General features: G+C 38.3%; 23 protein-coding genes. 16 read left to right on the top strand and 7 right to left on the bottom strand.

Going from position 1 to position 25663, the window contains the following annotated elements:
* Nucleotides 1-54: 54 nt before the first annotated feature.
* Together J3U27_RS10365 and J3U27_RS10360 are read right to left on the bottom strand one after the other, a co-directional pair.
* The gene (locus J3U27_RS10365) at nucleotides 55-3267 is read right to left on the bottom strand and encodes an efflux RND transporter permease subunit (protein ID WP_267377413.1); all 3213 of its coding nucleotides are present in this window, start codon (nucleotides 3265-3267) and stop codon (nucleotides 55-57) included.
* A gap of 13 nt (nucleotides 3268-3280) precedes the next feature.
* On the bottom strand, nucleotides 3281-4471 hold the full coding sequence (locus tag J3U27_RS10360; protein WP_220225790.1) for an efflux RND transporter periplasmic adaptor subunit: 1191 nt from the start codon (nucleotides 4469-4471) through the stop codon (nucleotides 3281-3283).
* Nucleotides 4472-4847: 376 nt separating this feature from the next.
* On the opposite strand from J3U27_RS10360, the gene zipA reads away from it, so the two are divergent.
* The 4 genes from zipA (at nucleotide 4848) to J3U27_RS10340 (ending at nucleotide 8772) form a co-directional block, all read left to right on the top strand.
* A complete protein-coding gene (gene zipA / locus J3U27_RS10355) occupies nucleotides 4848-5756 on the top strand; it encodes a cell division protein ZipA (protein WP_416380565.1) in 909 nt (302 codons plus the stop codon).
* 168 nt (nucleotides 5757-5924) lie between these two features.
* Nucleotides 5925-7991, top strand: coding sequence for an NAD-dependent DNA ligase LigA (gene ligA, locus J3U27_RS10350; RefSeq protein ID WP_267337450.1), 2067 nt, complete (start codon nucleotides 5925-5927; stop codon nucleotides 7989-7991).
* Between the two features lie 67 nt (nucleotides 7992-8058).
* Complete coding sequence (luxS, locus tag J3U27_RS10345) at nucleotides 8059-8574, top strand: S-ribosylhomocysteine lyase (protein WP_065563407.1); 516 nt, start codon at nucleotides 8059-8061, stop codon at nucleotides 8572-8574.
* Between the two features lie 9 nt (nucleotides 8575-8583).
* Entirely contained in the window at nucleotides 8584-8772 is a 189-nt protein-coding gene (locus J3U27_RS10340) for a 2-hydroxymuconate tautomerase (RefSeq protein WP_091347325.1), read from the top strand.
* 74 nt (nucleotides 8773-8846) lie between these two features.
* On the opposite strand, the gene ribA is transcribed toward J3U27_RS10340, so the two are convergent.
* Nucleotides 8847-9446: a GTP cyclohydrolase II gene (ribA, locus tag J3U27_RS10335; RefSeq protein WP_267377411.1), complete on the bottom strand. Its 600-nt coding sequence runs from the start codon at nucleotides 9444-9446 to the stop codon at nucleotides 8847-8849.
* Nucleotides 9447-9548: 102 nt separating this feature from the next.
* Here ribA and J3U27_RS10330 point away from each other — a divergent pair, with 102 nt between their 5' ends.
* From J3U27_RS10330 to J3U27_RS10305, 6 genes are all read left to right on the top strand, one after another.
* The gene (locus tag J3U27_RS10330; RefSeq protein ID WP_267337451.1) at nucleotides 9549-10262 is read left to right on the top strand and encodes a phosphatase PAP2 family protein; all 714 of its coding nucleotides are present in this window, start codon (nucleotides 9549-9551) and stop codon (nucleotides 10260-10262) included.
* Nucleotides 10263-10336: 74 nt separating this feature from the next.
* A complete protein-coding gene (locus J3U27_RS10325) occupies nucleotides 10337-10633 on the top strand; it encodes a LapA family protein (RefSeq protein WP_065563404.1) in 297 nt (98 codons plus the stop codon).
* Nucleotides 10634-10639: 6 nt separating this feature from the next.
* Nucleotides 10640-11818: a lipopolysaccharide assembly protein LapB gene (gene lapB, locus J3U27_RS10320; protein WP_065563403.1), complete on the top strand. Its 1179-nt coding sequence runs from the start codon at nucleotides 10640-10642 to the stop codon at nucleotides 11816-11818.
* A gap of 12 nt (nucleotides 11819-11830) precedes the next feature.
* Nucleotides 11831-12613 carry a YchF/TatD family DNA exonuclease gene (locus J3U27_RS10315; protein WP_267377410.1) on the top strand — a complete coding sequence of 261 codons (783 nt, stop codon included), beginning with the start codon at nucleotides 11831-11833 and terminating at the stop codon, nucleotides 12611-12613.
* The gene (locus J3U27_RS10310) at nucleotides 12606-13718 is read left to right on the top strand and encodes a cupin domain-containing protein (protein WP_267342875.1); all 1113 of its coding nucleotides are present in this window, start codon (nucleotides 12606-12608) and stop codon (nucleotides 13716-13718) included. Before J3U27_RS10315 ends, J3U27_RS10310 begins: the two co-directional genes overlap by 8 nt.
* A 265-nt stretch (nucleotides 13719-13983) precedes the next feature.
* Entirely contained in the window at nucleotides 13984-15219 is a 1236-nt protein-coding gene (locus J3U27_RS10305) for an MFS transporter (RefSeq protein ID WP_267330670.1), read from the top strand.
* A 54-nt stretch (nucleotides 15220-15273) separates the two neighbouring features.
* On the opposite strand, the gene J3U27_RS10300 is transcribed toward J3U27_RS10305, so the two are convergent.
* From J3U27_RS10300 to J3U27_RS10290, 3 genes are all read right to left on the bottom strand, one after another.
* On the bottom strand, nucleotides 15274-16149 hold the full coding sequence (locus J3U27_RS10300; RefSeq protein WP_220225784.1) for an SDR family oxidoreductase: 876 nt from the start codon (nucleotides 16147-16149) through the stop codon (nucleotides 15274-15276).
* Nucleotides 16150-16445: 296 nt separating this feature from the next.
* Nucleotides 16446-16952, bottom strand: coding sequence for a hypothetical protein (locus tag J3U27_RS10295; RefSeq protein WP_267377408.1), 507 nt, complete (start codon nucleotides 16950-16952; stop codon nucleotides 16446-16448).
* A 27-nt stretch (nucleotides 16953-16979) separates the two neighbouring features.
* Entirely contained in the window at nucleotides 16980-17423 is a 444-nt protein-coding gene (locus J3U27_RS10290) for a hypothetical protein (protein ID WP_065733778.1), read from the bottom strand.
* Nucleotides 17424-17457: 34 nt separating this feature from the next.
* On the opposite strand from J3U27_RS10290, the gene J3U27_RS10285 reads away from it, so the two are divergent.
* The 6 genes from J3U27_RS10285 (at nucleotide 17458) to ilvA (ending at nucleotide 24356) form a co-directional block, all read left to right on the top strand.
* Nucleotides 17458-17700: a hypothetical protein gene (locus J3U27_RS10285; protein WP_267377406.1), complete on the top strand. Its 243-nt coding sequence runs from the start codon at nucleotides 17458-17460 to the stop codon at nucleotides 17698-17700.
* A gap of 175 nt (nucleotides 17701-17875) precedes the next feature.
* A complete protein-coding gene (gene ilvG / locus J3U27_RS10280) occupies nucleotides 17876-19552 on the top strand; it encodes an acetolactate synthase 2 catalytic subunit (RefSeq protein WP_267331725.1) in 1677 nt (558 codons plus the stop codon).
* A gap of 3 nt (nucleotides 19553-19555) precedes the next feature.
* Entirely contained in the window at nucleotides 19556-19786 is a 231-nt protein-coding gene (gene ilvM, locus J3U27_RS10275) for an acetolactate synthase 2 small subunit (protein ID WP_267377404.1), read from the top strand.
* Nucleotides 19787-19927: 141 nt separating this feature from the next.
* Entirely contained in the window at nucleotides 19928-20857 is a 930-nt protein-coding gene (locus tag J3U27_RS10270) for a branched-chain amino acid transaminase (RefSeq protein WP_065733775.1), read from the top strand.
* A gap of 114 nt (nucleotides 20858-20971) precedes the next feature.
* Entirely contained in the window at nucleotides 20972-22822 is a 1851-nt protein-coding gene (gene ilvD, locus J3U27_RS10265; protein ID WP_065733774.1) for a dihydroxy-acid dehydratase, read from the top strand.
* A 1-nt stretch (nucleotide 22823) separates the two neighbouring features.
* On the top strand, nucleotides 22824-24356 hold the full coding sequence (ilvA, locus tag J3U27_RS10260) for a threonine ammonia-lyase, biosynthetic (RefSeq protein ID WP_267377402.1): 1533 nt from the start codon (nucleotides 22824-22826) through the stop codon (nucleotides 24354-24356).
* Between the two features lie 332 nt (nucleotides 24357-24688).
* Here the strand turns inward: ilvA and J3U27_RS10255 are convergent.
* Nucleotides 24689-25663, bottom strand: a 975-nt coding sequence (locus J3U27_RS10255) for a hypothetical protein (RefSeq protein WP_267377401.1), incomplete at its 5' end; no start/stop codon positions are given.

Genomic DNA, 25663 nt, shown 5'->3' with positions numbered 1-25663 from the left:
AGCACATAAAAAAAGCACCAAGATTATTGGTGCTTTTTAAATCTAACCTATTGGTTATTTATTTTCAGTGTTGCCTGTAAAGTTAGTTGGCAATACGACTTTATTCTTATGTTTAGTAAATACTTTAGTTACAAATAAGAAGAATAGCGGAACATAGAATATCGCCAAGAATGTTGCTGTCAACATACCACCGATTACCCCTGTACCTACCGCATTCTGGCTTACAGAACCAGCACCACTACTTGTTGCTAATGGATACACACCAAGAATGAAAGCAAACGAAGTCATTAAGATTGGACGTAAACGTAGACGACAAGCTTCTAACGTTGCATCGATTAATGATTTACCTTCTTTTTCGAGTGCATCTTTAGCAAATTCCACAATCAAAATAGCATTCTTAGCCGATAAGCCCATCGTAGTTAAAAGTCCAACAATAAAGTAAATATCGTTATCAAGACCTCTAAACATCGTCGCATATACGGTACCGATAATACCTAATGGGATCACAAATAGGATCGAAATAGGTACTGTCCAGCTTTCATATAGAGCGGCTAACGACAAGAACACCACGATGATTGAAATATAATAAAGTGTTGTAGTTTGAGAACCTGTTTGACGTTCTTGATAAGAAATATCTGTCCAGTCAAACGAGAAGCCCTTAGGTAAGTTTTTAGATAATTCTTCCATAGTCGCCATAGCCTGACCAGAACTCAACCCAGGTGCAGCCGAACCACTAATACCCATTGCCGCTACACCATCATAACGAACAAGTGACGGTGAACCATAACTTTTTGTTGTGGTTGCAAAAGCATCATAAGGTACCATTTCACCTTTTTGATTTTTCACATGCCAGAAACTAAAATCATCAGGAAGCATTCGATAAGCCGCATCAGATTGTAAATAAACCTTTTTAACACGGTTATTATAAACAAAGTCATCAATATAAGCTGAACCTAATGCAGTTGAAAGCACGGTATTAACACTACTTACCGCAACACCAAGCGCTTGAGCCGTTTCGAAATCCACATTAATTTTATATTGTGGAACATCTAACATACTACCAGGACGAACTTGTTGTAACTTAGGATTTTGAGAAGCTTGTCTCAATAATTGGAAAAATGCCCCCATCAATGCATCATGTCCAAGGCCTGAGGTATCTTTTAACATATATGAGAAACCATTAGCCATACCAAGTGACGGCACTGCTGGTACATTGGTAATAATGACACGACCTTCAGTTATTGTTGAAGCAAATCCCCAACCACTACCAACTAAAGCATCAACTTTTTGGTCTGGACGAGTACGCTCATCCCAATCTTTTAATCGAATAAAGCCAAGCCCCATATTTTGACCACGACCAACCATACTAAAACCAGCAACGGTAAAGATTTCCTTCACTGAGTCAGCCTTTTTCTCCATATAGAAATTAGAGGTTTTATTCAACACACCCATGGTTTGTTCTAATGTAGAACCGGGTGGTAATTCGACCATGACAATTAATACACCCTGATCTTCATTTGGTAAGAAGCCAGTTGGTAAGCGATTAAAGCCAAATATTAAAGCAACAACAATTAACGCATAGCAAATAAATGAAACGAGAGGATATCGAATAAATTTAATTACACCTTTTTCATAGGCATGTAAACTTTTGTTATATACATTATTAAATTTATTGAAGAACCATTTAGTACCAATTGAAAACCAGCTAAATGGAGGCATACTTCCTAATTTTTCACCAATCGTAGCTTTCTTAATTTTGCTTTTTGACGGCGCTTTTAAAATTTGTGCACAAAGTGCTGGTGTTAACACAATTGCCATCACCACTGATAATGACATTGACGTTACAATAGTGATTGAAAATTGACGATAAATCCCCCCTGCTGCACCACCATAAAATGCCATTGGTACGAATACTGCTGAAAGTACCACAGCAATACCAACTAAAGCAGAAGTAATTTGTTCCATCGATTTAACGGTTGCATCATAAGGCGAAAGCCCTTCATCATGCATAATACGTTCAACGTTCTCAATAACCACAATGGCATCATCGACCAGAAGACCGATGGCCAGTACCATAGCAAACATGGATAACGTATTAATGGTAAATCCACAGATATATAGAACCGCAAACGTACCTAACAATACTACTGGTACGGTGATGGTTGGAATAAGTGTAGAACGCAGATTTTGTAAAAACACATACATAACGATAACAACCAAAATGATTGCTTCGATTAAGGTATGTACTACGTTGTTGATCGATAATTTAACAAATGGTGTTGTATCATAAGGATACGCAAATTTAATATCCTCAGGGAAAATATGAGACAACTCTTCAATTTTTTTGTCAACTTTCTCAGATGTATCAAGTTGGTTAGCACCTGTTGCTAAATAAATACCTAAACCGGCTGATGGTTTACCATCATAACGAGAAAGGAAATTATAATCAGCTGCACCAATTTCAACTTTTGCTACATCTTTTAATAAAACATTTGAACCATCTGTATTAACACGAAGTAAAATATTTTGAAATTGCTCTGGTGTTTTTAAACGTGATTGAGCAGTAATGGTGGCATTAAGTTCTTGCCCTTTAGTGGCTGGTAAAGCACCTAATTGCCCTGCAGTAACCTGTGCATTTTGCGCTTGGATAGCACTAATAATTTCTTCAATCGACAGATTAAAATAATTAAGTTTATTTGGATCTAACCAAATACGCATTGCATATTCAGAACCAAATAACTGCGTATCACCTACCCCTTGTACACGACGAATCTGATCTTGTACAGTTGAATAAATAAAGTCAGCTATATCTGCCTGTGTTTTTTGAGGATTGGTTGAGTAGAAGCCGATAACTTTTAAGAAGTTGGTGTTATTTTTAGCAACCGAAACCCCATTTTTTTGAACACTTTCTGGTAAACGAGATTTAATACTTTCTACTTTATTTAATACCTGTACCTGCGCAAAATCAGGGCTAGTACCAGGTGCAAAAGTTAACGTAGTTTGTACCACACCTTGAGCACTACTGGTTGATTTCATATAAATCAAATTATCCAAACCAGTTAAGTTTTGCTCAATTAACTGCGTAACTGTATTTTCAATTGTTTGTGCATCAGCACCTGGATAAACCGCTGAAACCGTAACAGCAGGTGGTGCAATATCAGGATACTGTTCAACAGCAAGTAACTTAATACACAAAGCACCGCCCAGCATCATCATGATAGCAATTACCCATGCAAAAACAGGTCTATCAATAAAAAACTTAGCCATAATTAAATCTACCTTATTTCACGCTGTTTTTGATGAGACTATCTAACTGCTCTTGAGTCAGTTCAGCAGGCTTACCAACTGCAACCGCTTTCATAGCTGTTCCTGTTTCAACCCCAGTTAAATTAAGTAGGCCTGTTGTAATAACTTCTTCACCGATATTAATTCCACTAGTTACCACCCAATAACCACCTATACCGGTATAAATTTTAATATCTTGGCGATATTCAACTGCACCATCTGATTTTAAAATCTTAGCTGTATATTGGCCTTTTTGGTTACTAGTAATACCTTGTTGAGGCACTAACACTGCATTTTTAATAGTACCTAATGTCATTTGTGGTTTAACAAACATACCTGGTAAAATTTTACCTTCACTATTTGAAAATTGTGAACGCAACGTAACAGTACCTGTAGTCTCATTAACTGTCATATCTGAAAATTTAATGCTACCTGATAATGCGTATTTAGAACCATCATTAAAGAACAGATCAACGTTATTGCCTTTAGCGGGTTCATAAACAATATTTTCATCTTGAAGATATTTATTATAGCGAGTCGCCGCTTCAGTCATATCAACATAAATTGGATCAAGTTGTTGAACTAGTGCAAGTGGAGCAGCTTGTCCAGCAGAAACTAGCGCACCTTCAGTCACACTTGATTTACCAATATAACCATCAATTGGCGAATAAACTTTAGTATAATCTAAATTAACTTTAGCAGCGTGTTCTGCTGCTTGAGCAACTAAAACACTTGCTTCAGCTTGTTTAGCATCAGCAGCAGCTTTATCATATTCTTGTTGGCTGATGGATTTAGTATTTAATAGCCCTGCATAACGTTTTAAAGTAAGTTGCGCAATATTAGCATTAGCTTTTGCACTTTCTACACTTGCCACCGCACTATCATAATTAGCTTGATAAATAGCAGGATCGATCTGATAAAGTGATTGCCCAGCTTTAACATTCGAACTTTCTTCAAATTCACGATTTAACACAATTCCACTAACTTGTGGGCGAATTTCAGCTATTTGCGATGCAACAACTCGTCCAGGTAAACTAATTTTAAGGGTATAATCTAAAGGTTGGACTTTAAAAACAGTTACCTTGGGTAATTGGCCATTAGCTGATTGGGATTGATTATTATCACAACCAGTTAATAACAATAGACCAGATAATGCCAGCGTAAGTAATAGCTTATTAAATCTCATATAAAAAAGACCTCGGTAACTTAATAATTATTTTTTAATAAAAAACAATGAAATCATTCAAAAGTGATCGGTGATTTTACAAAAAATATGCATTGATTGTAAGTATCTTAACACCTTAATAGCACAGAGTTCTAAAAATTTACTAAATTTAACCATAACGAAACAATAATAATAAAAAAATTAGGATTGATATTATGATTATTTGGAGAAATAAAGTAATATATGCGAATTGATTTTTAGTGCTGTAATAAGTGAGTATGGATTTAGCTTACGAATAAAAAGTAAAAAAATTTAATTGTGGTATTTTTTAATCCTTTTTTTTCAATTATATTATTGAATAATTTAAATCTATATTTAATTTAATTCTGAGATGGGTATTATGGATAATTTACGTACTGTTCTAATTGTTATTGCGTCCTTAGTCATTATTGCATTATTGATTCATGGGCTCTGGATCAATAAAAAAGAACGTTCTTCTTTATTTAAGTCAGGCAAAAAAGATAAATTCACACCAAATACTCAACAATTTGAAGACATCTACGGCGAAGAAGACGATGTAATATTACTCACGCCTAAAAATAAACAGGATGAAAGTAATAACCCAGTTGAGTCAGTAGTAGTTGAACAAGAGAACGTTAAAGAAAACGTGAAAGAAGAGGAAGAACATTTACCTCTTCAAGAAGATCTATTTTCAAATAATAATGACGAAGAAATTGACGATAAGGCTGATAACGAGCCTACAATCAACTTTCAACAAGAAATTTTTGCTGAAGAACCTGAAACACCAAAGGTTAAAGAAGTCCAAAAAACGGCTCAATCAGTATCTGAAGAACAAAGCAATCAAAAACTAGATGTGGGTGAAGACAACCAAACTGAAATTATTGTCTTAAACGTAACCGGTATAAATGGCAAATCATTACAAGGTGATGTACTGTTAGCTAGCATAATGCAATCAGGATTCCAATTTGGTGATATGCAAATTTTCCATCGCCATGTTGACCCAGCCGGCAATGGCCCAATTTTATTTAGTTTAGCTAACATGATTAGCCCAGGTTATTTAGATCCTGAAACCATGCACGAATTTACCACACCGGGTGTATCAATATTTATGGTTGCGCCAACTCATGGTAACAATCAACAAAACTTCAAACTTATGTTACAAACTGCGCAACGTATCGCTGACGATGTCAATGGTGTAGTACTTGATGATGAACATCACATGATGACACCACAAAAGATTGATAGTTATAAAGAACGCATTAAAAAAGCTTGTAACGAAATTTAATCATAAGAACTCTTTTTTTAAAACTATTCCACTAATGAAAATTGGTGGAATAGTTAGTTTATGTTGGTTTACAAACTATATTTATCAACACCTATTGTACTAAATTTAGTTACGTACTATTTTATTGCTAATTCTCAAACTTTTATTTTAATTTAAGAGTTAAAAATCATGCCAAATATAACTGAAAATTCAGTAAATGATTCTGAATCTCTACACGAGGTAACAGAACAGATAACTGCTTTACGCAATCTGATAAGACATCATGAATACTGTTATTATGTGCTTGATGCACCAGAAATTCCCGACGTAGAATATGATAAATTAATAAAACAACTCCAAAATCTAGAACACAATCACCCTGAACTCATCACATCCGACTCACCAACACAACGTGTAGGAGGCACACCTCTGTCACAATTTGACTCGGTAAAACATGAACTACCGATGCTATCACTTGATAATGTATTTGATGAATTAAGTTTTAACGCCTTTAATAAAAGGGTAAAAGATCGCTTACATCTCACTAGTAGCCAATCAGTTGAATACTGCTGTGAGTTAAAACTTGACGGGTTAGCGGTAAGTTTATTATACGAAAATGGACGATTCGTTCGAGCAGCAACGCGTGGCGATGGCACTACTGGTGAAGATATAACTTCAAATGTAAAAACCATAAGAACTATTCCACTGGTATTAAAAGGTGAAAACATACCTACTCGATTAGAGGTACGTGGCGAAGTCTTTATGACACACAAAGGTTTTGCCAAATTAAATGCAGATGCGGAAAAACGCAAGGAAAGAACATTTGCAAATCCTCGGAATGCCGCCGCAGGTTCCTTAAGGCAATTAGATCCTAAAATCACCGCCAAAAGACCGCTCTCTTTTTTCTGTTATGGAGTTGGTATTAATGAGGGCGCAACTCTACCTGATAACCATTATGACCGTCTAATGCAATTTAAAGCTTGGGGTTTACCAGTGAGCGACAAAGTCCAGATTCGCCAAGGTGTCCAAGAAGCACTTGCCTACTTTCATGAAATTGGTGAGGAAAGAATGTCACTTGATTTTGATATTGACGGTGTAGTTATCAAAGTCAACAGTATTGCACAACAACAAGAGCTTGGTTTTGTTGCCCGTGCACCTCGTTGGGCCACAGCATTCAAATTTCCAGCGCAAGAAGAAGTAACACAGCTTAAAAAAGTCGACTTCCAAGTTGGTCGTACCGGTGCCATAACACCAGTAGCAAGACTAGAGCCGGTATCGGTAGCAGGGGTTATCGTCAGTAATGCAACGCTCCACAACAGTGATGAAATTGAGCGTTTAGGTATTCGAGAAGGTGATTATGTCACTGTACGCCGTGCAGGTGATGTGATTCCACAAATTGTTTCAGTCATCCAAGATCGGCGACCAGCTGACACCAAAGAAATCATCTTCCCAACCCACTGCCCTATTTGTGGCTCCCTTATTGTTCGCGATGAAGGTGAAGCAATCTCTCGTTGTGCCGGTGGATTGATTTGCCCAGCACAGCGCAAAGAAGCCCTAAAACACTTCGTATCTCGCCGGGCAATGAACGTTGATGGACTCGGGGATAGAATAATCGAACAATTAGTAGACAAAGATTATGTCAAAACACCGGCTGATCTTTACAAGCTAACCTTACCAATTTTATGTTCATTAGACAAAGTCGGGCAAAAATTAGCCAACAACCTAATTAACGCATTAAATCAATCTAAAGACACGACCTTAAATCGATTTATATTCGCCTTGGGCATACCAAATGTTGGTGAAGTCACAGCTGAAAATTTAGTTAACCAATTTGGTAACTTAACGGCGATCGAAAACGCTTCATTAGAGCAACTACAAACTGTAAGTGATGTTGGTGAAGTGATCGCTGAAAGTATTATCGACTTTTTTCAAGAACCCCATAATCGTGATGTCATTGACCAACTAACCAGTCCGGAAATCGGAATACATTGGCCTGATGTCGAAGTAGAACCATTAACAATTGACTCACCATTCTCGGGCAAAACCATTGTATTAACCGGAACATTATCACAATTAACCCGTGACGAAGCAAAAGACAAACTAAAAAAACTCGGTGCTAAAGTTACTGGTAGTGTTTCTAAAAAAACCGACTTAGTGATTGCGGGTGAATCAGCAGGTTCAAAGCTTACTAAAGCAGAAGAGCTAGGAATAAAAGTCATTGATGAACAAGAAATGTTAGATTTATTAAATCAATGAATAAAAAAGGTGGAATAAATCGAGCTAATTAATCAAAATAGCTTGATTATAAACTAAGGAGAACATTATGCCTTTATTAGACAGTTTTAAAGTCGATCATACTAAAATGAAAGCACCTTTTGTGCGAATAGCTAAAACCATGGCAACCCCTAAAGGTGATGACATAACTGTATTTGATCTTCGCTTTACCATTCCTAATAAAGCACTATTACCTGAAAAAGGGATTCATACATTAGAACACCTATTTGCTGGCTTTATGCGCGACCATTTAAACAGTGATAATGTCGAAATTATAGATATATCCCCAATGGGATGCCGTACTGGTTTTTATATGAGCTTAATTGGTAAACCTAACGAATCGTTGGTAGTTGATGCTTGGTTAAAATCCATGCATGATGTGCTAAATGTAAAATCACAATCAGAAATTCCAGAATTAAACGAATATCAATGTGGAACCTACACAATGCACTCATTAGAGGAAGCAAAAGCGATTGCTGAAAAAATCATACAATCCGGTATTGGTATTTGCCATAATCAAGACATCGCATTAACTGATGCACAACTTGCCACAATTAATCATTAGGAGATATTTATGCCGAATGTCGTTATCGACTTCTTAGAAGGACGCACCATCGAACAAAAACGTGAAATGGCTAAACGCGTAACAAATGCAATTGTCGAAACACTCAACTGCAAACCTGAAGCAGTACAAATTATCATGCACGAAATCTCTAAAGACCAAATTGCCAACGGTGGAGTGCTTCGTTGCGATAAAGATTAATTAAACGATTAATCGCCCCAAAAAATCAACCTCAATATTAAATATTGAGGTTAAACAATTTAAAATATTAAAAACTAATGACGATGTAAATGCAACAAATGCCCTAACTTATTGGCTTTGGTTGCTAAATAATGCTCATTATTCGGGTTCTCCCCTACTTCTAAAGGAACGCGCTCGGTAACCTTAATTCCTGCTTGTTCAAGCACTTTAATCTTTTCAGGGTTATTCGTTAACAGACGAATTTTTGACACCCCTAACAGCGTCAACATATCGGCACATAAAGTAAAATCACGCTCATCTGCCGCAAACCCTAATTGCTCATTTGCTTCAACCGTGTCTAAACCTTGATCTTGAAGGGCATAGGCTCTGATCTTATTTAATAACCCAATATTACGCCCTTCTTGGCGATGATAAATTAAAATCCCTTTACCTTCTTTAGCGATTTGTTTTAACGCGGCTCCTAACTGAAAACCACAATCACAACGCAAACTAAATAATGCATCACCGGTTAAACACTCTGAATGAACACGCGTCAAAATTGACGTTTCTTCATTGATATCACCAAACACTAATGCCACATGATCCTTACCTGTTGCAATCTCTTCAAAACCAACAATGGTAAAACATCCCCATGGTGTTGGCAGTTTGGCTTGTGCAACATGTTTTAATTGCATTATTATCTCCAAATTTAGTAAACACATAGATAAGATTTTTTAAAAACAAATCGTTCTTCCATGTTAAAATAAATCAAATTTTATGCTTAATTGAGTTTTTAAATGGGGTTAGTAATAAAAAAAACAATAGCGGCATTAGTCTTATTTCTAATTATACCGTTATCTGTAATAGTCGTAAATTGGCATTGGCAACCGTCAGCACTTAATAATTCATCTGAATATTTTTTTTGGATAACCGAAACAGCAAGTTATCCTTGGGCAATAATCACATCAGGACTATTTTTTCTACTGTTCTGTCTACTATTGGCCAATAAAAAAAATATCTTAGTTATATTGTTAATTTTAGTCAGCGCAATGTTGGGTGGACAAATCATTAAAAGTTTAATCAAACAACAAACAGCTGAATCAAGACCATATGTTCTATGGTTAGCTAAAGAGTATCATTTTAGCGACAAACAATTTTATTCCCAAACAAGAGCTGAACGAAAAGCCAACATAGAACAGCTACTGACTAATACAACTACAATACCATCTTGGTTGTCAAAACATTGGCAACAAGAAACAGGCTATGCTTTTCCATCTGGACATACATTATTTGCAGCAACATGGGCTTTTTTAGCAATAACATTACTTAGTTTTAGACGACATTTTATAATTGTGACCGCCATCGTAGTCTGGTCAACACTGATTGAAGCAAGTCGGCTATTATTGGGTATGCATTCGGCTTATGACCTTATATTAGGCGTTGTTCTTGCTTGGTTAATTGCATTAATAAGCTGTTTTTATGCTAGAAAATGGAATATAGTAGTCAGATGATTTTATAAACAACAAATTTTACAAAAAAATTTTAGTTATTTAGAGATTTTTAATAAAATAAAAAGGTTAAAATTATGAAATTAGTGATATCAATTTTATTGATAATTCTTATTTTCGCCATATCGATAACAATAGGTTCAGCTAATAATCAATTAGTCACCTTCAACTATTTAATTGCTAAAACAGAAGTTAGGTTATCGGTATTACTTGCTATTTTATTTGGTTCAGGCTTTTTAGTTGGTTGGATATTAACTGGAATTTACTTCCTAAAATCAAAATTCCAACACTCATCAACAAAACGTAAACTAAATAAATTACAGAAAAAATATGATGAAAATACGCATCAAAATTTAACCAAATTAGAAAAATAGGTAATTATGTTTGAATTGTTATTTCTATTACTCCCCATAGCAGCCGGATACGGCTGGTACATGGGAGATAGAAATGCCAAACAAAAATATTTAAATGAATCTAACCGACTATCTCGAGAATATGTAGATGGCCTAAACTTTCTTTTGTCAAACCAAAAAGATAAGGCTGTTGACCTCTTCCTTGACATGTTAAAAGAAGATGAAGGCACACTTGAAGCCCATCTTACCTTAGGTAACTTATTCCGTTCACGAGGCGAAGTAGACCGCGCAATACGTATTCACCAAGCATTAATGGAAAGCGCCTCATTAACCTTTGAACAAAGACTATTAGCTATTCAACAGCTTGGTCGAGATTACATGGTGGCAGGTTTTTACGATCGCGCAGAAGAGATGTTTTTACAGCTAATCGACGAAGAAGACTTTCAACAACATGCCCTACAACAACTGCTAATCATATATCAATCAACTAGCGAATGGAATAACGCAATTAACGCTGCCACCAGACTGGTCAAACTTGGCAATGTAAAATACAAAATCGAAATAGCCCAATTTTATTGTGAGCTTGCTGCCATCGCTATTGCTAATAATGATTTGGATCAAGCTTACACTTTACTAAAAAAATCAGCGGCTGCGGACGCTAATTGTGCACGAACATCATTAATGCTTGGGCGAGTATTTATGGCGCAAGATAAAGCTGAACAAGCAATCGAGTCTTTCCAACAAATATTAAATCAAGATAAAGCATTAATCGGTGAAGCGTTACCATTATTAAAAGCATGTTACGCAAAACTTAATCAACCTCAGCTATTTAAACAATTCCTCGAAATTTGTGTCAAACAAGATACTGGCAATGTTGCCGAATTGATGCTAGCCGACATTGTTGAAAAAGACAATGGACTCGATGCAGCGCAATATTACCTTTATCGTGAATTATTAAAACACCCAAATCTAAAAGGATTCTATCGCTTAATGGATTACCATGTTGCCGATGCTGAACAAGGAAAAGCTAAAGAGAGCTTATTACTACTTCGCAACATGGTTGGTGAACAAATAAAATCAGTTCCCAATTACCGTTGCCAAAAATGTGGATTTACGGTTAACACCCTCTATTGGCTATGTCCGAGCTGTCGCTCATGGTCAACCATAAAACCAGTTCGAGATTTCGAACATCATTCAGATAATTAAAAAGAGTAAAATATGTTTCTAATTGATTCGCACTGTCATCTAGACAGTTTGGACTATACAAACAAATCGATTGATAGCGTATTGCAAGAAGCACAAAACAACGAGGTGAAACATTGCCTAAGCGTGGCAACCACACTTTCAGGCTATGAATCGATGAAAACAATGCTCATGCCATACCAAAAACAGTGCTCATTTTCATGTGGAATTCACCCACTCAATTTGGATGATGAGCCCTACGATGCCGAACGTTTTGCTCGCCTTGCTCAAGAAGACAATGTTATCGCTTTAGGTGAAACAGGTTTGGATTATTACTACCAACAAGATAATATTGAATTGCAACAAGCCAACTTTATTGAACATATAAAATTAGGCAAGCAACTAAAAAAACCGATCATTGTTCACACTCGGAATGCCAAGCAAGACACACTAAAACTCCTAAAAGAAGAGCAAGCTTATTCCGGTGTACTACATTGCTTTACTGAAGATATTGATACGGCCAAAGCCTTATTAGATATTGGCTTTTATATCTCATTTTCTGGCATCATTACCTTTAAAAATGCCGAACCGTTACGAGATGTAGCAAGATATGTTCCATTAGATCGCATATTGATTGAAACTGATTCGCCTTATTTAGCCCCCGTTCCTTATCGCGGGAAAGAAAACCAACCCGCTTATGTTCGGGAAGTGGCTAATTACTTGGCGGCATTAAAAGGCGTATCTCTAGAAACAATTGCAAAACAAACAACCACTAACTTTTGTCAATTATTTAATTTACAAGGGGCATTCAATGAGTAACAAATTAACTATCGATTGGGATGATTTTTTAACCAATTATTGGCAAAAAAAGCCGGTCATCTTGCGTGATGCTTTTAGCAACTTTATCGACCCAATCACCCCAGAAGAACTAGCTGGCCTTGCCATGGAAGAAGAAATTGAAAGCCGAATCGTTACCAACAAAAACGGCATATGGGACGCCGCCTACGGTCCATTTATCGATTATAGTCACCTAGGTCAAGACCATTGGAGCCTCCTTGTACAAGCAGTTGACCATTGGCATGAACAAGCAGCCACATTAGTTGAACCATTCAAATGTATTCCTCAATGGCAATTTGAAGACCTAATGATCTCCTACGCCACACAAGGTGCAGGTGTTGGACCTCATATTGATAATTATGATGTCTTTATTATCCAAGGCAAAGGTTGCCGTCGTTGGCAGGTTGGTGATCGTAATCCTAATTACAAACAGTTCAGTGCTCACAAAGCGCTACTGCATGTAGAAGATTATGAGCCAATTATTGATGAAGAAATCACTGCGGGTGATATTTTATATATTCCAATTGGCTTTCCACATAATGGGGTATCAATTGGAGAATCGCTCAGTTACTCCGTAGGATTTAGAACTCAAACATCACAAGAACTACTCAGTGGTTTTGCTGATTATGTGATTGATAACTTACCCAATGGCATCTTCTATCAAGACCCAGACTTAAAATTACCAAATGATCCTTATCGAATCCAACCATATGAATTAAAAAAACTACAAGGACAAATGATCGACCTTATCAAAAACCCAGACTTATTCAATGACTGGTTTGGTAAACACATCACTATTCCTATGCATGATCTCAACATCATCCCAGTTGATCCCTCATATGAGCTAGATGAATTTGAAGAAATCCTAAAATCTGGCGCTGAACTCTATCGTGTACCAAGTATACGTATTGTAAAAATAGAGGATACGGCTTATATCAACGGTAAAAAAATACCACTACCCATGGAAACCATCGACCTATTATGTGAAACCGATGTACTTTACTACGAACAATTACAAGATGAACAAACCCTAAATGTCATGTTGAAATTTGTTAATCTTGGTTACTGGTATTTTGACGAAGAATAAATTTCGCTCAAAAACTATTGACTAAAAAAGTCATCGAAAAAACCACAAAATGGTGAAATTATCGGCTAATTTGTCTCAAAAATTAGATATTTATCAGAATTAGTCGAATAATTTCGCCAAAATAGAAATAAACAGAATAAAACCCGCCAATTTCAGCTTTTCATTTGGATTTTTATCATTTTTAAGTATATACTTGCCCCCGTTTTAAATTCCCGCCTTCATTTAATAATAAATGCTTATCCATTATAAATAACTTGAGGTAAACATGAACACGAACGTAAACCAGGCCGAGCACGCTGAAAGTGAACAAACTACCCCCTATCAAAAACGAACCCTATTTGCATCAACAGTAGGTTATGCATTAGATGGCTTAGATATGATGATTTTAGGTGTCTGTTTTAGCCTAATTGCCGTCACCTTCAACCTAACTAAAGCTGACCTTGGCACCTTGACGTCAGGCACATTATTAGGGGCCGTATTAGGCGGAATCTTTTTTGGAATTCTTGCTGATAAATATGGACGAGTCAGAGTATTTTCATGGACAATCCTAATCTTCTCATTATTCACCGGTCTTTGTGCTATCTCACCTAATTATGAATGTTTCCTCATTTTTCGTTTTCTAAGTGGACTGGGTCTAGGTGGTGAATTTGGTATCGGCATGACGCTAGTTTCGGAAAGCTGGCCAAAGCACAAGCGCTCAAGGGCAACCTCAATTGTCGCACTAGGCTTCCAAGCCGGTATCATCCTTGCAACACTAACTGTCAATTTTATTGGTGAAGCACACGGATGGCGCTGGGCATTTGCGATGGGAGTATTACCAGCGCTATTTGTTGCTTGGACGCGTAAAGGCCTTAAAGAGCCTGAAATCTGGCAAAATCTAAAAGACCAAAATAAAAACAAAATTGCCATAGGCAAACTATTTAAAAACCCGAGAATCACCGCAACAACTATCGGATTAACCATTGCCTGTGCAGTACAAAATTTTGGCTTTTATGGCATAATGGTTTGGATGCCAAACATGATCGCTTCTGAATATCACTTACCTTTCAAAAACACCATGTTTTGGACTATCTCAACAACTATCGGCATGTCATTAGGGATCTTAATTTTTGGTTGGTTATGTGACAAATTTGGACGCCGACCTTCATACATCGTATTTTTATTGATTTCCGCCGTATCAATCTGGTTCTACTTCCAACAAAAAGAGGTTGCCATTTTAATTCTATTTGGCTCAGTGATTGGCTTTTTTGTGAACGGCATGATGGGTGGATATGGTGCATTACTAGCTGAACACTACACGACTGATGCGCGCTCAAGTGCTGAAAACATTATTTTTAACGTCGGTCGTGGGATTGCTGGCGTATCGCAAGTACTGATTGCTTACTTAGCAACCATCTACTCAATCAGTTATGCATTAGCACTACTATCAGGCGCTTACTTATTATCCGCTGCCGCCTTTATATTCTTAATACCAGAAACCAAAGGCAAAGCATTAGAATAGCGATATATAAAAAAAGGGCTTAAAAAGCCCTTTCTAAATCATGTTTACCTCAAATTAATTGATATGCATACCGCCAGTAACACCATAAACTTCACCAGTGGTATAGCTTGACTCTTCCGATGCCAAATGCACATAAACACCCGCAAGCTCAACCGGTTGTCCTGCACGTTGTAATGGAGTCTGTTTACCAAACTCAGGAATCGCCTCGCTTGGCTGGCCACCACAAATTTGTAACGGTGTCCAAACCGGACCTGGCGCCACACTATTTACCCGAATACCTTTACTACCTAATTGAGCAGATAAGCCACGAGTAAATGCAATAATCGCTGTCTTGGTTGAAGCATAATCCAACAAATTGCCACTTGGTTGATAAGCTTGCACAGAAGAAGTGGTAATAATTGTCGAGCCAGATTTTAAATAACCTAATGCCGCTTTAGTTACCCAAAATAGTGAAAACACATTAATTTCAAACGTTTTTTTGATTTGCTCAGTAGACAAATGCATAATATCTTCTACCGCAGTTTGCTTACCAGCCACCAAGGTTAAATTATCAAGTCCACCTAATTTTTTATGCGCTTCTTCAACTAATTTTTTACAAAATGACTCATCGCTTAAATCACCAGGGATAAGCACAGCCTTTCGACCCGCAGACTCAATGATTTTAGCCACATCTTCGGCATCTTTTTGTTCTGCTGGTAAATAATTAATTGCAACATCAGCACCTTCTCTTGCATACGCAATAGCTGCTGCGCGTCCAATACCTGAATCACCACCGGTCACCAACATTTTTAGACCTTCTAAACGTTGATGACCTTGATAACTTTCCTCACCACAATCAGGAACTGGTTTCATCTCATATTGCAAACCAGGAGGATTTTGTTTTTGTTTAGGAAATTTATCATGAAAATATTTTGGATTATGCTTACTCATATAATATTCTCCTAAGTTAAACATGCATTTAAATTCAAATTTAACATAATAGAATCAATTAATAATCACAAAATCCTATTGTCGAGTATATTTTATATCTTTAAAATACTTAATTAATTCAATTAATTATACTGTGAAAAATAAAAATCATTGATAACGAGAAAAATAACTTACTTGGATGGTTTAGCGAGGACAAAAACAACAAATGCTAAAACCATTATGGGTGAAAAATTAAACACCAAACACAGTGTAACAAATAAATATACATTAAGCTAGTAATGCAGAATTAATGATAGCTATTTTTTGAAAGAACAATCAGTCGTAACATCCACAATAAGAATCCTTTTACCATCAATGTAATACGTATATTTAGCCCCCTCATTAAAATATTTCTTCATTTTACGTATTTGAGGTGAATCGGAACAATAAGATTCAACAATAGCCTTTGTAACCAATTCCCTATTATCGGGTAAAAGAAATTCGTCTGGAGTGATCCCATTAATTTCATATTGATAAACGACAACATTACCTTCAGCGTTAACATCGGATAAAGTTGTGTATTCATCTAAAGTGATGGGTAAGATTTTTTTAACTACGCTGATGGCTGCCTCTCTATAATAATCGGACTCATCAATCTTATTATCGAAATCTAGGTCCTTTTTATCAGGATAGTCATCGATGAGTTGTATTAATCTCTGGGTTTTTTCAGTACCAATAGTGTCCACAAGCTTAACAATCCCATCATTGCTATACTGTGAATACTCAAAACATAATTGCAGCAATAAAAAAATAATTTTTATCATTCTTTACTCATCCATAACCAATAGAAGCTATTGCCGACTACCTTTTGTCTGACAATCGGCTGGCGTTAATTCAACCACAACAATCTCTTTATTATCAATAAAATAATGATAGTATGCCCCATCCGGGAACGCTGTTTTCAATTGTTGCATATCCTCCGTATTTTCACAATAAGCAGTAAAAAGTGCTTGGCGAATCGTATCAAGCGTACTGGGTAACAACATCGTATGCTCTGGCGTATTTTTAACATCATATTGATAATTGATGATATTACGATCCTTATCCTTCTCAACGCCAACTAAAGTCGTTAACTCATCAACCTCAATAGGTAAGGCTTTTTTCATAGGCTCAATCATCGAATTTTGTATTGCTGCAAGGGAATCATTTTCAACTGGGGTATTTTTTTTAGCATTATCACAACTTAACAGCAAAAAACTCACTACAAAAAACGCTAGCAATTTAAATATTTTCATAATGATATCTCACATAACGTAATAAATAGTAATTATGAATAAAGAGTTAAAAAATGCTCAAAGCAATTTAGGGAAGATGAAGAATAGTTATACACCAACCTTCATTAAAAAGCCAAAACAATCCTATTTAAATCATCAAAAACCCCGCTCCTCAACTTTTTTTAACGAACATATAAATGAATTGATGATGCTTTTAAAAAAATCAACAAAAAAATTGTTGCACTTTTTTTTAAAACGAGTATTTTGGATAAATATTTTTAAAAAATTAACGAAATAATTACAAATGAACTTTTCACTCATCGTCGTCGTCCTCATTAACATTAGCGTGGTCATTATTCCAACGCGGGGGCGTCTTTTGAGTTAAATATATGGTCATCATATTTCAAAACCCCCGCCACAAAAAAGCGGGGGTTTTTTTTTGAACAAATGGCTAAGCAAAAAGTGAGGAATGAATGTTAGGAACACAGTGGATTGTAAAAACCTTAAAAGAAAAAGGCATTACTACCGTTTTTGGATATCCTGGTGGTCAAATTATGCCTCTATACGATGCGCTTTATGATGGCGGAATTGAACACGTACTTTGCCGTCACGAACAAGGCGCAGCCATGGCAGCCATTGGTTATGCCCGTGCCACCGGCAAAATTGGCGTTTGCATTGCCACATCAGGCCCCGGTGCAACCAATATAATTACCGGCCTTGCCGATGCATTAATTGATTCTGTACCAATTATCGCACTAACCGGCCAAGTTCCAACGACACTTATAGGCACTGATGCCTTCCAAGAAGTTGACGTTTTAGGATTATCTTTAGCGTGCACCAAACATAGTTATTTAATAGATGATGCCACCCAATTGCCAAATACCTTACAAGAGGCCTTCAACTTAGCCAATTCGGGCAGGCCGGGACCAATATTAATTGACATCCCGAAAGATATCCAGCTTGCCGACCATGATTACCAAACCTATTTAACGCCAACATCCATAAAAACGCCTTCTGATAATGCTCAACTCTATCCAATCTCACCTGACGAGATAAAACAAGCCAAACAAATGATCAGCCAAGCCAAAAAACCGATGCTCTATATTGGTGGCGGTGTTGGGCTTTCTGGTGCTATCAATGAACTACGCGAATTTATGACGCTAACCCAAATCCCTAGCGTATCGACTTTAAAAGGACTTGGCGTTGCTGACCTGAACAACCCTTATTACTTAGGGCTTATCGGGATGCACGGCGCCAAAGCGGCTAACTTAGCCGTACAAGAGTGTGACTTACTGATCGCTTTAGGGGTTAGATTTGACGACCGCGTTACTGGCAAACTTAACGAATTTGCTAAACATGCAAAAGTGATCCATGTCGATATTGATCAGTCCGAAATCAACAAACTACGCCAAACCCATTTAGGTTTACAAGGTGATATTAAACACGTATTACCGATGCTTAACCAAACGGTCTCAATTGATGACTGGCATAACAAAATAAAACAACTGAAAGCCCAGCATCCAACACGTTATGATCATCCGGGTGACGCCATTTATGCACCAGCACTGCTCAAACGCATTTCTGAGCGCAAACCAGCTAACACCGTCATCACCACCGACGTAGGTCAGCACCAAATGTGGACAGCGCAACACATGTCCTTTACCCACCCACAAAACTTTATTACCTCAAGTGGGCTTGGCACTATGGGCTTTGGATTACCAGCGGCAGTTGGCGCACAAATGTCTAGACCAAACGACATGGTAATTTGCGTATCGGGTGACGGCTCATTCATGATGAATGTACAAGAATTAACAACGATTAAACGCAAAAAATTACCCGTCAAAATCGTTCTTATTGATAACCAACGCCTAGGCATGGTAAGGCAATGGCAAGAGCTATTTTTTAATGAAAGATATAGCGAAACCAACTTATCAGATAACCCCGACTTTTTAATGCTAGCCAAAGCCTTTGATATACCAGGGCAAACCATCAGCAAAAAATCGGAAATCGAAGGCGCACTCGATAACTTATTCAATTCGAAAGGTGCTTATCTACTGCACGTATGTATCGATGAGCTAGAAAACGTATGGCCACTGGTACCACCGGGCGCGGCAAACGAAAACATGTTAGATAAAAGTAACAAGGAGTAAGTGATGAATCAAAAAGCGACACATCAATTTACCATAACTGCCAATGATAAATTGGGTTCACTTGAACGCATTTTACGCGTTGTTCGCCACCGTGGAGGCCATATCGAACAGATGCAAATGCAATCAATTGACAATCAATTATTCACCTTGACACTGACATTAACAACCGAACGAACGCTATCGTCACTGCAAAACCAAATTACTAAATTGGAGGATGTGATAACGATAGCGTAGTAAAGAACAAATAGATTCTTTTGTAAAAAAGACAAATTAAATTAATAAACTATAGCAGTTAAACAAAGTTATGTATAATGCACAAATTAATAAAAGCAAAATACATGCTTAATAAAAGTAAATTTAAGAGGAAAACAAAAAATGGGTACTACAGCAAAATCTGATTATATTTGGCTAAATGGCGAAATGGTTCCATGGGCTGATGCAAAAATACACGTAATGTCACACGCCCTACACTATGGAACTTCAGTATTTGAAGGTGTTCGTTGTTATGAAACTCACAACGGCCCAGCAATTTTTCGCCATAAAGAACACGCACAACGCTTACTAAACTCAGCCAAAATTTATCGTTTTCCTGTCCCTTATTCTCTTGAAGAGATCATGGAAGCAACTCGCCAAGTCATCAAAAAAAATAACCTAAAAAGTGCATACATTCGCCCATTAGTCTTTATTGGTGATGTGGGTATGGGCGTCATTCCTCCTGCTGGTTACAAAACTGATGTCATGATTGCAGCATTCCCATGGGGAGCCTACCTTGGTGAAGATGCGTTAGAACAAGGTATTGACGCAATGGTATCATCATGGAACCGTTTTGCACCAAACACTATCCCAGCAGCAGCTAAAGCGGGTGGTAACTACTTATCATCACTTCTTATCGGATCAGAAGCGCGAGCTAATGGCTTCCAAGAAGGCATCGCATTAGACGTAAACGGTCAGCTTTCTGAAGGTTCTGGCGAAAACCTATTTATCGTCAAAGATGGCATATTATTTACCCCATTACTATCATCATCAGCACTACCAGGTATCACCCGTGATGCAATCATCAAACTTGCACATGATCTAGGCATTGAAGTACGTGAACAAACTCTATCACGTGAATCACTCTATCTAGCTGATGAAGTATTTATGACTGGTACCGCTGCCGAAATCACACCAGTACGTAGTGTTGACCGAATCCAAGTTGGTATTGGTCGTTGTGGCCCAATCACGAAGAAAATCCAACAAACCTTCTTCGGATTATTCAATGGCAAAACTGAAGACAAATACGGTTGGTTAGATCCAATTAAATAAAATAAATACACCGCAGCAAAAACTGCGGTGTCGTCATTATTTAACGATTTATTAATCATAGAAATACGTACCGAAAGAAATCGGTCGCTTGCATAAAAAAATTGGGAGCAACAAATGCCTAGATATCGTTCAGCAACCTCGGTTGAAGGTCGCAACATGGCGGGCGCCCGCGCTTTATGGCGTGCAACAGGCGTAAAAAATGAAGACTTTGGTAAACCCATTATCGCGGTGGTTAACTCATTCACACAATTTGTACCGGGTCATGTTCACTTAAAAGATATTGGTCAACTGGTAGCAAAAGAAATTGAAGCATGTGGTGGCATTGCCAAAGAATTTAACACAATTGCTGTCGATGACGGTATCGCCATGGGGCATGGCGGTATGCTTTACTCACTACCCTCACGAGAACTGATTGCCGATTCCGTTGAATACATGGTTAACGCCCATTGCGCCGATGCCATGATCTGCATATCAAACTGTGACAAAATCACCCCCGGCATGTTAATGGCGTCACTACGTCTAAACATCCCAACTATATTTGTATCAGGCGGACCGATGGAAGCGGGTAAAACCAAACTATCTGACAAAATCATCAAACTCGACTTGGTTGATGCCATGATCCAAAGTGCCAATCCAAATGTTAGTGATGCTGATAGTGAAGCAATTGAACAATCGGCTTGTCCAACTTGCGGATCATGCTCAGGCATGTTTACTGCTAACTCAATGAACTGCTTAACCGAAGCATTAGGTTTATCATTGCCGGGGAATGGTTCACTGGTTGCGACACACAAACAACGTGAAAAACTCTTCTTAAATGCCGCTAAACGCATTGTTGAAATCACCAAAAGTTATTACGAACAGGATGATGATTCGTACTTACCGCGATCAATAGCCACCAAAGCGGCTTACGAAAATGCCATGTCGCTCGATATTGCCATGGGGGGTTCAACCAATACCGTATTGCACTTACTTGCTACTGCACAAGAAGGTGAAATCGACTTCACCATGTCAGACATTGACCGACTATCACGCAAAGTCCCTCACCTATGTAAAGTAGCGCCAAGTACAGCTATTTATCATATGGAAGATGTGCATCGCGCTGGTGGTGTCGTCTCCATATTATCAGAGCTGGACAAAGCCGGATTACTTAACCGCAATGTCCACAACGTGCTTGGTCTAAACTTACAAGAAACGTTTGCAAAATACGACATCACCCAAACCACTGACGAAGAAGTCAAAAAAATGTATCGCAGTGGCCCAGCAGGTATTCGCACTACCAAAGCTTTCTCACAAGATTGTTACTGGGATACGCTTGATGACGATCGCCAAAACGGCTGTATCCGCGACAAAGCTCATGCCTACAGCCAAGATGGCGGACTAGCAACCCTATACGGTAACGTAGCCGAAGATGGCGCAATCGTAAAAACAGCAAGTGTTGCTGCTGAAAACTTAGTCTTCCGTGGCCCAGCAAAAGTCTATGAAAGCCAAGAAGATGCGGTTGATGCAATCTTAGGTGGACGAGTCGTTGAAGGTGATGTAGTCGTCATCATCTATGAAGGACCAAAAGGTGGACCAGGGATGCAAGAGATGCTCTACCCAACCAGCTACCTAAAATCAATGGGTCTTGGCAAAGCTTGTGCATTAATTACCGATGGTCGATTCTCTGGTGGTTCATCAGGCTTATCCATTGGTCACATATCGCCAGAAGCCGCCAACGGTGGCGTGATTGGTTTAGTTCGAGATGGTGATATTGTTGATATTGATATCCCAAATCGAAAATTAAACATCCTCGTACCTGAAGATGAATTAGAACGTCGTCGCGTAGCTGAACTTACTCGCGGTGATAAAGCCTTTACACCTCATAATCGTAACCGTTATGTCTCATACGCACTAAAAGCTTATGCAAGCTTAGCAACCAGTGCTGACAAAGGTGCGGTGCGTGATAAAAGTAAATTAGGTGGTTAACGTGAATAATAACAAACTAACCGGCGCTGATTATCTAAAAGCCACGCTATGTAGTGCGGTATACGATGTCGCTCAAGTGACACCACTAGAACATATGGAAAAACTCTCCTCTCGCCTAAAAAACCAAGTGTTTGTTAAGCGAGAAGATCGCCAACTCGTTCACAGCTTCAAAATACGAGGCGCGCAAGCCATGATTGCCAGCCTAACGCCGGAAGAACGTAAATGTGGCGTAATTGCTGCATCAGCCGGCAACCATGCGCAAGGTGTCGCGTTTTCAGCTACAAAATTAGGCATCAATTCCCTCATTGTCATGCCATTAACAACAGCAGATATTAAAGTCGAAGCTGTGAAAGGATTTGGTGGAGAAGTGCTACTTTATGGAGCCAACTTTGATGAAGCCAAAGCCAAAGCAATGGAATTAGCCAAAGAACAAAACCGTATATTTATTCCCCCTTTCGACCATCCCCTTGTCATAGCAGGGCAAGGCAGTATCGCCATGGAACTACTGCAACAAAATGCCAAACTTGACCGCATCTTTGTCCCAGTTGGGGGTGGAGGGCTTGCAGCCGGTATTGCCGTATTAATCAAACAAATCATGCCATCAATTAAAGTCATTGCGGTTGAACCTGAAGATGATGCCTGCTTAAAAGCAGCACTCATTGCCGGTCATCCCGTTGACCTTGATCGAGTGGGCTTATTTGCTGAAGGTGTCGCGGTAAAACGAATTGGCGACGAAACATTTAGACTTTGTCAGCAATATATCGATGACATAATCACTGTCGATAGTGACGAAATTTGTGCCGCCGTTAAAGATCTATTTGACGATGTGCGCGCCATTGCTGAACCGTCTGGCGCGGTGGCGTTAGCGGGAATGAAAAAATATGTTGAACAAAACAACATCTGTGGCGAAAACTTAGCCCATATTCTATCCGGCGCTAACTTGAACTTCCACAATCTACGTTATGTATCAGAACGTTGCGAGCTAGGCGAAAAACGCGAAGTCCTGTTAGCGGTCACTATTCCAGAACAAAAAGGCAGCTTCCTCAAATTCTGCCAACTGCTCGGTGGTCGTGCTGTGACCGAATTCAACTACCGCTATCATGACGACCAATCAGCTTGCGTGTTTGTTGGCGTTAAAATTGCCAAAAGCAACGAAAAAGACGAAATCATGCAAGAACTGACCGCAGCCGGTTATCAAGTTGTTGATCTAACTGATGACGAAATGGCAAAACTGCATGTCCGTTACATGATTGGTGGCAAACCGTGCCAACCGATTAATGAACAAGTCTACAGCTTTGAATTCCCTGAATCACAAGGCGCACTACTCAAATTCTTACAAACCTTGGGTACCAATTGGAATATCTCAATGTTCCATTACCGTAGCCACGGCACCGATTATGGACGCGTGCTAGCCGCCTTTGAAATCGACAACGCCAGCCATAGCACCTTTACCAAACATTTAACTGAATTGGATTACGGTTTTAATAACGAAACAGAAAATCCTTCACTTAAACTATTCTTAACCGGTAAATAATTCAACCGCCCCAATCAGGGGCGGATTTTGTCTCAACACATTATAGATTAACGATTAACTAATTATTAACCATGCTATTTTAGTATTGATAAAAAGATTGGATTAATTTTAGCCATATCAATAAAAACCCCGTTCCTCAATTTTTTTTGCGATTAAACATCATAAAAATAAACCCACCGAGGTGGGTAATTCAAACGTCGCTTAGCCGCAAAATCGCTTTTTTTTATGGCTAAACGACGTTGACTCTTAGCTTACTTTTAATGACTTAATATTATCTTTAATTACTCCCAGCCCAGCCTAAGGATTATAGATTAAGGACGAAGGAATAAGACTTAAGGATAATACTTACAAAGCCCGTAATTGAGGCTGGGATTGTCGTTCCAACGCACATGACCCTCGAATACGCTCACGGTAAACTGGTAACTACCAGTGAAGTCACTAGTCCAGTAAAGCTGTTTGTTGTAGCCAACGCCAGAGTAATTGGCCATATTCCCCCACTCAGTGAAAAAACCAGAACCTATATGACGCATATAATAATTACCCGACGAGGAAGGGGTGGCAGAAATAAAAGGAGGTTCTGAACCAACTGCATTGGTTAAATCCTTTAGGCGAAGCATTTGATAACCAATACGATTACACCAAGATAAGGTTTGAGGATACCTGTCCTTTTTAGAACCACGGTTGACGAACCACCGCATCAAAGTAAAACCATATTTAACAACAGGAGCACCATTATTGTCTCGACCGACCAACTCGAAGGTCTGAGGTAAAGTAGGTTTGGAAATACGACCAGGATTGTCTGAAAGTTGTTGGGATTCGGTAGCGTAAGGACCAGTTAAAGTAACGCGTATGCTTGTAGCAGTAGGATTAGACATTATGACTGTGATACCACCCTGAGAAACAGAAGACCAAGACAATGGCTGACTAACACCACTAATGAGTAAATCAAAGTACAATCCATTAGCGCCAGTTGTAGGAAAGTTTCTACGGTAAGATGATGGACCAGTTGACTGAGGGATAAAACCATTAGCTGGGTCCCACATCGAAGCTGGGCCATCTTGTCGCCTTCTATAACGGTTATACGTATCTGGTCTGGCAAAACAAACCACAGGCGCAGCCTTAGGATTGACGTAATAAGTCACATTACTAGCACGGAAATCACTACGATTAGGAATACCGTAACGAGTAGATAATGTACCGTCAGTACTGGATAACGTAACACTATAAGGTGCCTTACAAATTGTTGGAACGGTACTACGTGATACCGTTTGACCGCTTTTATCGACGATAGATAAACTTAAAGAACC

It is taken from the genome of Gilliamella sp. B2911 (assembly GCF_026536965.1).
Classification (GTDB): Bacteria; Pseudomonadota; Gammaproteobacteria; order Enterobacterales; family Orbaceae; genus Gilliamella; species Gilliamella apicola_E.
Note: the sequence above shows the minus strand (reverse complement) of the source record. Positions and strands in the feature narration are given on the sequence as shown.